We start from the raw sequence: 13334 nt of genomic DNA, 5'->3' as shown, positions 1-13334 counted from the left end.
CATTCGCCATCCTTGCGGCCTCTTGAAACAAAACGTCACACGCCGTGCCAGTCGAGGACCGAGGCCGGGCGCCCGCCCGCCGCGCCCGACAGGCCGGCCTGCAGCATCGCCAGCATGTCGTCGGGCGACATGCGCGCGGCCATGTCGCTGCCTTCCAGCAGGCTGTCGGCCAGGTCGCGCTTGTGGTGGTGCAAATCGACGATGCCTTCCTCGATCGTGTGGCGCGCCACCAGGCGGTAGATCGTCACGGGACGCTGCTGGCCCATGCGGTGCGCGCGGTCGGAGGCCTGGTCTTCCACCGCCGGGTTCCACCACGGGTCCATGTGGATCACGTAGTCGGCCGCCGTCAGGTTGATGCCGACGCCGCCGGCCTTCAGCGAAATCAGGAACAGATCGCCGTCGCCGGCCTGGAACGCATCGACGCGCCGCTTGCGTTCCTGCATGGGCGTGGAACCGTCCAGGTACTGGTAGCGGATGCCGCGCTCGTCCAGGTGGGCGCGGATCAGGGTCAGGTGGTCGACGAACTGGCTGAACACGAGCGCCTTGTGGCGGTTCTCGAGCAGCTCGTCGACGAGGCCGGCGAAGGTCTCCAGCTTGCTGCTGCGGATGCCGCTGCCGGGCGCCACCAGCTGCGGATTGCAGCAGGCGCGGCGCAGCTTCATCATCTCGGCCAGGATCTGGATCTGCTTCTGCCCCTGGGGGGCCTCGAGGGCGGCGATGCGCTCCAGCGCCTCGCGCCGCAGCGACTCGTACAGCGCCACCTCTTCCTGGCTCAGTTCCACCGGCACCACGATCTCGGTGCGCGGCGGCAGCTCCGTCAAGACCTGCGCCTTCGTCCTGCGCAGGATGAAGGGTTGCGTCAGGCGGCGCAGGCGCGTGCGCGCGGCCAGCTCCGCGCGCTTGTCCGTCGCCTTCTCGATGGGACCGGCGAAGCGCAAATTGAATTGGTCGCTGGTGCCGAGCAGGCCCGGGTTGATGAACCTGAACAGGTTCCACAGCTCGCCCAGGTGGTTTTCCAGCGGCGTGCCGGTAGCCACCATCCGGAAGTCGCCGCGCAGCGCCATCACGGCCTGCGAGCGGCGCGTGTGTGCGTTCTTGATGGCCTGGGCCTCGTCCAGCACGATCGTGTGCCAGCGCACGCCCTCGAACAGGTGCGCTTCCAGCTGCAGCAGGCCGTAGCTGGCCACGACGACGTCGAAGGCGCCCGCTTCCTTGAGCATGGCGGCGCGGTCGCCGCTGCCGAACAGGTGCATGTTCAGGGTGGGCGCGAAGCGCTGCGCCTCCGCCATCCAGTTGGTGGCCACCGAGGTCGGCGCCACCACCAGCGTGGGGCCGCCCGGCGCGCGCGACAGGACCAGCGCCAGCGCCTGCAGCGTCTTGCCGAGGCCCATGTCGTCGGCCAGGCAGGCGCCCACGCCCCAGTGCGCGAGCCTGGCCAGCCACTCGAAGCCCTCGACCTGGTAGTCGCGCAGCTCGGCCTGCAGCGTGCCGGGCAGCTGCGGGCGGAAGTCCGCGTTCTCCCGCATGTGATCCAGGTGCTTGCGCCAGGCCTTGTCCGCATCGACCTCGCCCGCTTCCCCGGCCAGCTCTTCCAGCGCGAAGCTGGCCAGCGGGTGGAAGCGCAGCGCCTCGTCGCCGGCGTCGCTGTACGCGGACAAGTCCATCAGGCGGCGGTGCAGCTCGTTGGACAGCGCCAGGAACTGGTTGTCGCCCAACGCGACGAAGCGGTCCTCGCGCACGCGCGAGAGCAGCTCGCGCAAGTCCATCACCTTGTGCTCGTCGATCTGCACTTCTCCGTTGGCGGCGAACCAGTCCTTGTCGCGGCGGATCTGCAGGCGCACGGATTTCGACGACACCTTCTTCGAGACGCGGAACGATTCGCCTTCGGGCCAGGCGACCAGCATGCGGCCCGGCTCCAGCTCCTGCACCTCCTGCAGCTGGGCCAGCAGTTCCAGGCACTGGATCGGCGCGGCCAGCAGCCACTCGCCGTGCTCGTCCTCGGCATGTTCGAACGCCTGCACGTCGGCCAGCAGGGCGCGTTCGGCCTCGCGCTCGGCGTTCAGGTCGCGCCGCGCTTCCAGGCGCACGCCGTTCACGTCGGCGATCACGCTTTCCGCGCCGTCGCCGGGGCGGAAATACGGGCCGGCATCGGGCAGCGGACGCACCATCACCTGGATGCGCAGACCCTGCTGGTAGGAGCGCAGCTGCACGTGCAGGCGCGCGTCGGCCGCCACCTGCTCGATGTCGGCGGGGCTGGCGCCGATGTCGGACTGCACGGTGACGATGGTCGAGATGGCGCTGATCGCCTGCAGCACGCGCCGCTCCGCCTCCAGCGGCACTTCCAGGCCATCGCCGACGATGGCGCCGATGCGGCGGTGTTCGTCGCGGATGGCCACGATGCGCAGTCGCGTGGGCGTTTCCTTGATCACGACGACGTCGCCCTGCTGCTCGCGCAGCGGCGGCACCAGCGCGATCGTCACGCGGCCGCCGCCCGCGCGCACCGTCAGTTGCGGCTCGCCCGGCAGCAGCTCGACGCGGGTGCCCGGCGCATCCATCCAGAACAGCAGCGGGTGGCCGACCAGGGCCGCCACGGCTTTATCCAGGTCGAACTCGTAGCGCGTGCCGTTGCCCGTGTAGTAGCGGTAGCCGGCGATGGTGGCGGCCACCTGCAGGTCTTGCGGGGTGAGGAAGTCGAGCTGCGCGGCTTCCTCGGCCAGGCGCTTCAGGCCCATGGCGCGGCCGCGGCTCCAGCCGCCCTGGGCATCGCGCTTCTGCTCGCGCGGCTCGATCTCGCGCACGCCCAGGTGCGGGTCCCAGCTGACCAGCCAGGCCAGGCGCGATTCCTTGACCACCTCGACGTTCACGGCCGGCTGCAGGTTGATCAGGGCGTTCAGCTGCCGTTCCCACGGCTGCTCGCGTTCGAACCACAGCGCCAGGTCGACGAAACGGTGCTGCTGGCGCAGCGCGATCGCCTGCTTTTCCATGCCTACCATGCCGAGCTGGCCCAGCACCGACGCGAGCTGCGCGGCGATGAAGTCGAAGCCGGCCGCCTGCGCGATGTCGAACTGCTGCTCCAGCAAAGGTTGACGCTCCTGCAATTGCGGCAGGCCCAGCCACCAGTGCAGCAGGGCGCGGAACATCACGGGCTGCAGCGCGCTTTCCCAGTTGCGCGAGGGGAGCACGTCGGCATCGACGGTGCCGCCGCGGATCTGGCGCAGCATCGACAGCTGCTGGTAGACGGCCGTGTCGTGACTCTGCACGGCGCGGGTGGCGCTGTCCAGGTAGCTCTCGACCGCCTTGGCGTGCTTGGGATCGCCGCTTTTCAGGAGCGCCGTCACGTACAGGTGGCCGCCGATGCCCTCGAACACGGCCTTTCGCTTGCCCGTCTCGCGCCGCAGCGCCTTGAGGGCCTTGTCGAAGCCGGCCAGCGCCGGTTCGGCATCGCCGCGCAAGAGCTGCAGCACGCTGCGGAAAGTCAGGGTGCTCGATTCGTCCAGGTCGGCCAGCAGCTCGCCGGCCGCATCGAGGCGGCCGCACAGCACCAGGTGCTCGGCCAGGGCCATGCGCAGGCCCATCGAGGCGCCGCCCTGGGCGACCTGGGCTTCGGCATAGGCGCGCACGGCGGGCGCCAGCGCCGGTTCGCGCTGCACGTGGCGCACCAGCACGTCCAGCACGTCGTCGCGCACGGCGCCGTTGATGCGTTCCATCAGGTCCGGCTCGAACGGGCGGGCGCAGATGTCGACCAGCGGATGCAGGTAGGCCGCTTCGTGGCAGCGCAGGCAGGCCGCCAGCAGCGGGGCGATGGCGCGCGGGCCTTCGCCGCCCAGCAGGGCCATGCGCAGCAGCGCCACGCCCTGGCGGTAGCTGCGCAGCATGGGCGTACCCTGCCAGTCCACGCGCAGGGGCGTCACCTGCTGGTAGACATCGCGCAACTGGTTGAAGCGGCGCGCGCGCAGCGACCAGGCGATCGCCGGCCAGGCCACGTCGGGCGCGACCGTGTAGCCGCGCGACGGCAGCTCGGCGACGAGGCCGTCGGCGCGCAGCCTTTCCAGGGGTTCGGCCAGGTCCTCGTCGCCGGCGCCGATCTCGAACGGCGCCAGGTGCTCGTGGATGCGGCGCCGTCCCATCGGCTCCCCGGCCAGCGCGAGCAGCGCGAGGATCAGCCGGCGCGGTTCGTCGCACGCCTCCACGAGCGCGTGCAATACCTCATCGCTCATGCAGACAGATTCTCGATCTCGATCGCCGGCAGCCCGGCGGGGACCGGGATGCCGAACACGCGCAGGTAGAAATACAGCTCCGCCTCCAGCGTGCGCACGATGCTGTCGGCCTTGCGGAAGCCGTGGCCCTCTCCCTCCAGCGTCAGGTAGGCGACGGGCAGGCCGCGCGCGCGCAGGGCGTCGACCATCACTTCAGACTGCGGCGGCGGCACCACCTTGTCGTCCAGGCCCTGGAAGAAGATCATCGGGCGGCGCAGTTTATCTGCGTGGTTGATCGGCGAACGCTCGGCGTAGACGGCGGCGGCGCGCTCGGGCGGCGCGATCAGGTATTCGGTATAGCGCGATTCGAACTTGTGCGAATCGGCGTCCAGCCCCTTCAGGTCAGACACGCCGTAGTAGCTGGCGCCGGCCTTGAACACGTCGTGGAACAGCAGGGCGCACAAGGTGGTGAGTCCGCCGGCGCTGCCGCCCCGGATCACCAGGCGTTCGCGGTCGACCAGGCCCTGGTCGGCCAGGTAGCGCGCGCCGGCCACGCAATCCTCGACGTCGACGATGCCCCACCGGCCCGCGAGCAGGTCGCGGTAGGCGCGGCCGAAGCCCGTGCTGCCGCCATAGTTCACGTCCAGCACGGCGATGCCGCGGCTGGTCCAGAACTGGATCGCCAGCTTCAGCGTGCTGGGCGCCATGCTGGTCGGGCCGCCGTGGCCGATCACCATCAGCGGCGGCAGTTCTCCCGGCTGCGGCGCGAAGTCGGCATTCTTCGGCGCGTAGTAGAAGGCGTAGGACGTGCGGCCGTCCGCGCTCGGGTAGCGGATGCTCTGCGGGACCGACAGGTAGCCGACGTCGGGCAGCTGCGCGATGGAACGCGCCAGCACCTCGCGCGTGCCCTGGGTCAGGTCCATGCGCACCAGCTCCGCCGCCAGCGTGGGCGAGCCGCCCAGGAAGGCGATCGTATTGCCGCACACGCGCAGCTCGCGGATCTCTTCGTAGGGCGTCTCGATGGGCGTCATGGCGCCGCTGGCCACCTGCATGCGCGCCAGGCGGCTGACACCGTCCTCGATATAGGTGCAGACGATCTCGCTGTTGGACAGGAAGCCGTACATGCTGTTGCCGAACACCCAGGGCGGCGTGGCGAACTCCGCGTGGCGCGGCGACAGCGCGTGCACGACGCCGTGTTCGTAGCGGTACAGGTTCCACCAGCCGCAGCGGTCGGACACGAAATGCAGCACGCCGTCCGGCGACCATTCCGGCTGCACGATGGCTTCGCCGCCGTCGACCTGCCCGCCGCCGGCGATCATGCGGCCGTCCAGCAGCGTGCCGTCCGGGCCGATCTCGGCCAGCCACAGCTCCGTGCCCTGCCAGGGCATGCGCGGGAGGTCCCAGCTGATCCAGGCGAGGTGCTTGCCGTCCGGCGAGATGCGCGGCGCGCTGTAGAAATCGTTGCCGTCGACGAGGACCGTCTCGCGGCCGTCGAAGTCGATGGCGCACAGCGTATTGACCGGGTAGGTGGCGCCGGCCGAGTGGTCTTCGCGCACGCCGACGAGGCGGTTTCTCGCCTTGTCCAGCACGAAGTCCGCGTAGCGCAGGTCGCCGCCGGCGCTGACGGGCTGCGGCGCGCCGCCGCCGTCGAGACGGTACAGGCGGTTGTCGGCGAAGTGCGAGAACCATACGGTGCCGTCGGCCACCAGGGCCGCGCCGCCGCCGTATTCGTGCACGCGGGTGCGCACGTTGAACGGGGACGGGGTCAGCTCGGACTTCAATTCTTCCGTTGCGCCTGCGCGGCGGCGCAGCAGCGTGTTGCGGCCGCCTTCGCTGGCGCGGCCGGCCAGCCAGTAGACGTCGGCGCCGTCGAGCATCACGCCGGACAGCGGCGCGGAACCCGCCGCGACGACGTGGGCGGTGATCGGGGAAGTCCAGGTGCCGCAAGGGGCAGGCTGTTTGCGGGAGTCGGTCATGGTCGGTCCTGCGTGGCAAAGAGAAGGAACATTATAAATCCGCGGCGCATGCAGGACGATTGGAAGGTGTCCCCCCGGCCCGAGGAGTGCGATAATAGAGGTTTGCCCTCGATTTCCTTGACGGATTGTCATCCATGCCACAATTTGCCCCGCTCCAGAACGACACCTTCCTGCGTGCGCTCCTGCGCCAGCCGACCGAGTACACGCCGGTATGGCTGATGCGCCAGGCGGGGCGCTACCTGCCCGAGTACCGCGCCACCCGCGCGCGCGCCGGCTCGTTCCTGGGCCTGGCCAAGAATCCGGACTACGCCACCGAGGTGACGCTGCAGCCGATCGACCGCTATCCGCTGGACGCGTCGATCCTGTTCTCGGACATCCTGACCGTGCCGGACGCGATGGGCCTGGGCCTGTATTTCGAGGATGGTGAAGGCCCGAAATTCGAGCGCACCGTGCGCACCGAGGAAGACGTGGCCAGGCTGCAGGTGCCGGACATGGCGTCGCTGGACTACGTGTTCCAGGCCGTGACCCAGATCCGCACGGCGCTGAACGGCCGCGTGCCGCTGATCGGCTTTTCAGGCAGCCCGTGGACGCTGGCCTGCTACATGGTGGAAGGCGGCGGCTCGCGCGAATTCCACACCATCAAGAAGATGGTGTATGCCCGCCCGGACCTGGCGCACCGCATCCTGGAGATCAATGCCGAGGCGGTGGCACAGTACCTGAACGCCCAGATCGACGCCGGCGCCCAGGCCGTGATGATCTTCGACTCCTGGGGCGGCGCGCTGGCCGACGGCGCCTACCAGGCGTTCTCGCTGGCCTATATGCAGAAGGTGGTCGCCAAGCTGCATCGCGAAAAAGACGGTGTCCGTATTCCCGTCATCGCCTTCACCAAGGGCGGCGGCTTGTGGCTGGACGAGATGGCGGAGATCGGCGCCGATGCGNGCTGCATCGCGAAAAAGACGGTGTCCGTATTCCCGTCATCGCCTTCACCAAGGGCGGCGGCTTGTGGCTGGACGAGATGGCGGAGATCGGCGCCGATGCGCTTGGCCTGGACTGGACCGTCAACCTCGGCCGCGCGCGCGCGCTGGTCGGCGACCGCGTCGCCCTGCAGGGCAACCTCGATCCCGCGATCCTGCTGTCCACGCCGGACGCCGTGCGCGCCGAAGTGGAAAAGGCATTGACCAGCTACGGCACCCCATCGGCCGGCCATGGCCACGTGTTCAACCTGGGCCACGGCATCTCGCAATTCACGCCGCCGGAATCGGTGACGGCCATGGTCGAGGCGGTGCACGCCATCAGCCGCCGCCAGCGCGCGGGTTGATCGACCTTGCCGTGCGCGTCCACCAAGGCGCTGCACGGCTGCTGCGCATCCCCACTTATTCACAAAATTCCACGGACGAATTGTCCAGGCTGTGAAAACATACAGTGGTGGATAGAATCAATCAAGTCATTGATTTCATTGATGTTTATGCCGGTCTGCCAGGGCCCGCAGGGGCTTGTCCCCAGGGGCGGCCGCGCGATCCGGCAAAGTTTGCCGGCCATTGTTCACAAAGTTATTCACAGATTCTGTGAATAATGCGGAAAAGTGCTTGGTTTACCGGGGTTTACGAGATTTCTTCAAGTATTGCATCAGGTTTTTGCTGCACTGCGCTTGAGTTCTTCACCGGAAATTCCCACTTATGCACAGAAGTCGCCGAGCGATGCACCATTTCGGATGCCTGTGCATGAAAATTGCAAATCATTGATTTTTAACGGGAAATTTTTTTGTGGCGTTAAGGAATTGCCAAGTGCTTTGAGCTAACGTAAACCTTCTCCACGGTCAAGTTTTCCATTTTCCACAAAGTTTTCCACAGTCCTCTCCCTCCTCACAAGGTACCCGTTTGGCCTGCATCCTCCAAATCGCCCTCGATACGCCGCTGGACAGCGTGTTCGACTACCGTTGGCCCTGCGAGCCCGGTAGCGAGCCGCTCGTCGGGCAACTGGCGCTGGTACCCTTCGGCCGGCGCGAGGCGGTCGGCGTCATCGTCGCCATCAAGGCGTCGAGCGAGGTCCCCGAGGACAAATTGAAGGATGCACTGGCCGTGCGCGGCCAGCTGGCGCCCCTCTCGCCCCAATGGCTGGCGCTGGCGCGCTTCGCCGCCGACTATTACCACCGCCCGCTGGGCGAGGTGGCCATGCCGGGCCTGCCGAAGAACCTGCGCCTGGCTTCCACGGTGGCGCTGGACCGGGCCCTCAAGAAGCTGGCCAAGCTGGCGGACGACCACGATCCGGCGCCGGTCGACATGCCGGCGCTGAATCCCGCGCAGCGGCAGGCCGCCGACGCCATCGGCGGCGCGCAGGGCTTCGCGCCGCTGCTGCTGTACGGCGTCACGGGCAGCGGCAAGACCGAGGTGTACCTGCAGGCCTGCGCCCAGGTCCTGGGGCGCGACCACGATGCCCAGATCCTGATCATGGTCCCCGAGATCAACCTGACCCCGCAGCTGGAAGCGAACATCCGCGCGCGCTTCCCGGGGGTGATGCTGGCCACGCTGCACAGCGGCCTGTCCGAAGGCGAGCGCATGCTGCACTGGCTGGCCGCGCACCAGGGCCGGGCGCGCATCGTGCTGGGCACGCGCCTGGCGATCCTGTCCTCGCTGCCGCACCTGAAGCTGATCGTCATCGACGAGGAACACGACCCCTCGTACAAGCAGCAGGAAGGCCTGCGCTATTCGGCGCGCGACCTGGCCGTGTGGCGCGCGCGCCAGCTCGCCATTCCCATCGTGCTGGGGTCGGCCACGCCGTCGCTGGAGAGCTGGCACCATGCGCAGACGGGCCGCTACCGTCGCCTCGAATTGCGCGAGCGCGCCGTGCGCGACGCCGTGCTGCCGCGCGTGAAGCTGATCGACATGGAGCGCGACAAGCCGAAAGAGGGGCTGACGTCGACCCTGATCGCGGCATTGCGCAGCCGCCTCGAGCGCGGCGAGCAGTCGCTGCTGTTCCTGAACCGGCGCGGCTATGCGCCCGTGATCTGCTGCGAAGCCTGCGGCTGGATCAGCGACTGCACGCGCTGCAGCGCCCACATGGTGCTGCACCGCCCCGAGCGGCGCCTGCGCTGCCACCACTGCTCGCTGGAGATGCGCATCCCGCACGCCTGCCCGACCTGCGGCAACATCGACCTGCAGCCGCTGGGACGCGGCACCCAGCGCGTCGAGGAAGGCTTGAGCGCGCTGTTCCCGCAGGCGCGCATCCTGCGCATCGACGCCGATTCCACGCGCCTGAAGGGCAGCGCCCAGGCCGCGTTCGACGCCGTGCACCGGGGCGAGGTGGACATCCTGATCGGCACGCAGATGGTCGCCAAGGGCCACGACTTCAAGAAACTCACGCTGGTGGGCGTGCTGAACCCGGACACGGCGCTGTTCTCGCAGGACTACCGCGCCAGCGAGCGCCTGTTCGCCCAGCTGATGCAGGTGGCGGGCCGCGCCGGCCGCGCCGGCCTCGAATCGGAAGTGCTGATCCAGTCGCGCTATTGCCAGCATCCGCTGTACGGCGCCGTGATGCGGCACGACTACGACCGCTTCGCCGGCGACCTGCTCGAGGAACGCCACCAGGCCGCGCTGCCGCCCTTCATGTACCAGGCGCTGCTGCGCGCCGAGGCGCCGGAACTGGCCACCGCCATCGCCTTCCTGGAAAGCGCGCGCGACGTCCTGCCGACCGATGCCGTGGTGATCAACGATCCGATCCCCATGACCATGACGCGGGTGCACAACGTCGACCGCGCCCAGTTGCTGGTCGAATCGAATTCGCGCCCCGCGCTGCAAACCTTCCTGACGGCGTGGGTGGACCTGCTGCGCGCCATGAAGACGCGGGTGCGCTGGTCGCTCGAGGTCGATCCGCTCGACATCTGATCCGGCGCCCGAATCCGGGGTTGCGCTGCCGACATGGCAAAATTGGCGTATCGTCATGCATGCGGACGAGGACGAAGCGGGACGAATCGGAACCAATCGGGACGAACAAGCAGGAGAACACGATGCAGAGATTGAAGGTCGATGTCGCGGTGATCGGCGCCGGCACGGCGGGCCTGGTGGCCTACCGCGCGGCGGTGCAGCAGGGCGCACGCACGGTGCTCATCGAAGGCGGGCAGTACGGCACCACCTGCGCGCGGGTCGGCTGCATGCCCAGCAAGCTCCTGATCGCGGCGGCCGAGGCCGCGCACATGCTCGATCTCGCCCCCGAATTCGGCGTGCACGCGGGAGAAAAGCGCATCGACGGCGCGGCCGTGATGGCACGTGTGCAGCGCGAGCGCGACCGCTTCGTCGGCTTCGTGCTCGAAGGCGTCGACACCATCCCCGACGCCGACAAGGTGCGCGGCCATGCGCGCTTCGTCGCGCCGCACCTGCTGCGCGTCGACGGCGCGGACGGGGAGGGAACCGAGATCGAGGCGGCCCGCATCGTGATCGCCACCGGCTCCGCGCCGACCCGGCTGCCCGTGCTGGCCGATGCCGGCGCGGGCGTCATCACCAGCGACGACGTGTTCTACTGGCAGGACCTGCCGCGTTCCGTGGCCGTCATCGGCACCGGCGTGATCGGCCTGGAACTGGGCCAGGCGCTGGCGCGCCTGGGCGTGCGGGTAAGCGTCTATGCGCGCGGCGGCAGCGTGGCGCAACTGACCGACCCGGTGGTGCTGCGCCAGGCCGGGCGCGTGCTGCGCGAGGAGCTGGACCTGCATTTCCAGTCCGAGATCGTGAAGGCGGAGCAGGATGGCGACGAGATCGTGCTGTGCACGCGCGAAGGCGGGGAAGAGCGCTGCGCCCGTTTCCAGTACGTGCTGCAGGCGGCCGGCCGCACGCCCAACGTGAAGGACCTGGGCCTGGAGCACAGCGGCCTGGCGCTGGGACCGAACGGCGTGCCGCTGTACGACAGCCGCACCATGCAGTGCGGGAACAGCCACATCTTCATCGCCGGCGACGCCAACCAGGAATTGGCGATCCTGCCCGAGGCCGCCGACCACGGCAAGATCGCCGGCGACAATGCCGGACGCTATCCGGACATCCGCCCCGGCCTGCGCCGTACGCCGCTGACGGCGGCCTTCACCGAGCCGAACATCGTGACGCTGGGTGCCAGCTACAAGGCGCTGACGGCCCCGGGCAAGCCGAAGTTCGCGGTCGGCAAGGTCTCGTTCGAGAACCAGGGCCGCAGCCGCGTCATGTTGCAGAACAAGGGGATGTTGCGGGTGTACGGCGAATACGTCACGGGCCGCTTCCTGGGCGCCGAGATGATCGCCCCGCGCGGGGAGCACATCGGGCACCTGCTGTCCTGGGCCGTGCAGTCGCGCCTGACCGTGGACCAGATGCTGGAAATGCCCTTCTACCACCCGGTGGTGGAAGAGGGCGTGCGCACCGCCTTGCGCGACCTGGCCCACAATATCGCCAAGGGGACCAGCGACGTCGACCCGGACGAGGTGGAACCGGGCACGTGATGGCGTTCGCTGCGGCACACCGGGGTCAGAGCCCTTTGAAAGGCAACACCGGGCTCTGACCCCTGCTTTGACGCCTAGTTCAGATAGCTGGCGTCCAGCTTTCCTTCCGCCGCCATCTGGCGCACGATCTTGACGGTGTCGAGGTCGGCTTCCTGGTAGGCGGACTTCTTGAAGTCCTCGTACATCTTGCCCATGTCGTCGGCGGCGGCGGGATTGCCGTCGTCGTAGGTGAAGCGCACCCACAGCACGCCCTCGGTCGGCGCCTCGATCGCCATGGTCAGGCGCGACTGGGCGATATCGCCCTGGGCCGGCACCTCGAAGCGCACTTCCTGCAGCGGGGTCAGGTAGACGGTGTCGTCGATCACCAGCTCGCCGTAGCGCAGGCGGCGCGTGAAGCTGCTCGTTTCGCTGTTCCGTTCGCCCAGGGTGCATTCGTCCAGGTGCGGGACGAACAGTTTCGGATCCTCGGCGCGCAAGACCAGGCCGCGCCACAATTGTTCGCGCGTCACCGTGTCGATCAGCGGGTTGAGCGGGTCGTTAATCTCGATCAGGTGTTCAAATTTCATATTTTTTTCTCGGATGCAATGGCGTCAGGACGCCCACAGGCCATGGTAACCCATCCCGTGCGGCTGGATAGGATGTGGGGGCCGTCCGCGCGTTCGCAATGTCGCTTTGTCATTTCCAATCGCAGGAATTTCAGGCAAACTCGGGAATTGTGTCTTGATTCGTGCGGGGTATTTACAATGTCATTGCAGCGCGTTCCCCCGATCCTGCAAAGCGTCGCCCAGGTCCGTAACTGGGTCGTCGAGAACGTGCCCGGCACGGATTCGATGCCGGGCTACGACCTGTTCCTCAAACTGGGCAACGACTTCGTGTCGCACCAGGTGCTGACGCTCTCGCACCTGGCCCGGGGACTGCCCCATCCGCCGGCCGTGATCGCCGAACAGCTGCAACGCTTCGAGCAGCATGGCCTGGTGACGCTGGCCGCCGATGCCGACAACGGCCTGGCGGTGCGCGCGACCGAACGCTTCCTGGGCTTGCTCGATCGCTACGGGCGCGTGTTCGACGCCATGTTCATCGTGCGCGGCGAATTGCGCGGCCAGCAGTTGCTGGTCCAGTCGGACAATACCCAGCTGGCCGACTTCGGCCGCATCCTGTACGACCGCATGTACGACCTCGGCTGGCTGTACCTGCACAACTACGGCAGCGCCTGTTTCCTGGTCGCTTCACTGGTGCATCGCCTCGCCGGGCTGCACGGCCACCGCGCGCGCATCGTGTCCGGCCAGGTCGAGATCCTCAACCAGGGCAATGCCTTCATGCTGGGCGCACCGGGTTATGCCAAGCCGGGCCAGATCGACGGCCACGCCGTGTGCGTGATCGACGATGCGCTGATGCTCGACTTTGGCTTGGGCAATGTGCGCAAGTCCTACCGGCGCGACTTCTACTGGGGCGCCATCGCCGACGTGCGGCGCGACGGCGCGGCGTTCGCCCGCGTGGTGCTGCCGGACGGCGTGGTGATGACGTGGAAGGACGACTGGCAATCGCCGGGCAGCGAGGCCGAACTGGCGCGCTATGCGCCGCACCTGGACGGCCTGGCGGCCGACTACCTCGCGCGTTTCCGTTGAGCGCCGGCGCGGCCGGGACGCTGTTGTACGGCCGCCCTTTAGTGCAAGGACAAGCTTCGCTACAATGCTGAGCTGTCCTTCCAGA

Annotated in this window: 6 protein-coding genes and 1 pseudogene; 4 read left to right on the top strand and 3 right to left on the bottom strand. The window is 68.1% G+C overall.

The genetic code is table 11. The annotated features are described in order from the left end of the window. Nucleotides 1-35: 35 nt before the first annotated feature. A complete protein-coding gene (locus QPK32_RS10940) occupies nucleotides 36-4217 on the bottom strand; it encodes a DEAD/DEAH box helicase (protein WP_290412839.1) in 4182 nt (1393 codons plus the stop codon). Further along, nucleotides 4214-6172: a S9 family peptidase gene (locus QPK32_RS10935; protein WP_290412838.1), complete on the bottom strand. Its 1959-nt coding sequence runs from the start codon at nucleotides 6170-6172 to the stop codon at nucleotides 4214-4216. Before QPK32_RS10935 ends, QPK32_RS10940 begins: the two co-directional genes overlap by 4 nt. 134 nt (nucleotides 6173-6306) lie before the next feature. Between QPK32_RS10935 and hemE the strand changes: the two are divergent. The 3 genes and pseudogenes from hemE (at nucleotide 6307) to QPK32_RS10920 (ending at nucleotide 11624) form a co-directional block, all read left to right on the top strand. Further along, nucleotides 6307-7490: pseudogene (gene hemE, locus QPK32_RS10930) on the top strand (uroporphyrinogen decarboxylase). 559 nt (nucleotides 7491-8049) lie between these two features. Beyond that, the gene (locus QPK32_RS10925) at nucleotides 8050-10053 is read left to right on the top strand and encodes a primosomal protein N' (RefSeq protein ID WP_290412837.1); all 2004 of its coding nucleotides are present in this window, start codon (nucleotides 8050-8052) and stop codon (nucleotides 10051-10053) included. Between the two features lie 122 nt (nucleotides 10054-10175). Then, nucleotides 10176-11624 (top strand): dihydrolipoyl dehydrogenase, encoded by a 1449-nt coding sequence (locus QPK32_RS10920; protein ID WP_290412836.1) that lies wholly within the window; start codon nucleotides 10176-10178, stop codon nucleotides 11622-11624. A 74-nt stretch (nucleotides 11625-11698) separates the two neighbouring features. On the opposite strand, the gene QPK32_RS10915 is transcribed toward QPK32_RS10920, so the two are convergent. Then, a complete protein-coding gene (locus QPK32_RS10915) occupies nucleotides 11699-12190 on the bottom strand; it encodes an SRPBCC family protein (RefSeq protein WP_290412835.1) in 492 nt (163 codons plus the stop codon). 177 nt (nucleotides 12191-12367) lie between these two features. Here QPK32_RS10915 and QPK32_RS10910 point away from each other — a divergent pair, with 177 nt between their 5' ends. Then, nucleotides 12368-13249 (top strand): hypothetical protein, encoded by an 882-nt coding sequence (locus QPK32_RS10910; RefSeq protein WP_290412834.1) that lies wholly within the window; start codon nucleotides 12368-12370, stop codon nucleotides 13247-13249. The last annotated feature ends 85 nt before the right edge of the window (nucleotides 13250-13334 follow it).

The sequence above is a fragment of the Massilia sp. YIM B02763 genome (genome assembly GCF_030412015.1).
Classification (GTDB): Bacteria; Pseudomonadota; Gammaproteobacteria; order Burkholderiales; family Burkholderiaceae_D; genus Telluria.
This window is presented reverse-complemented; position numbering and strand designations above follow the sequence as displayed.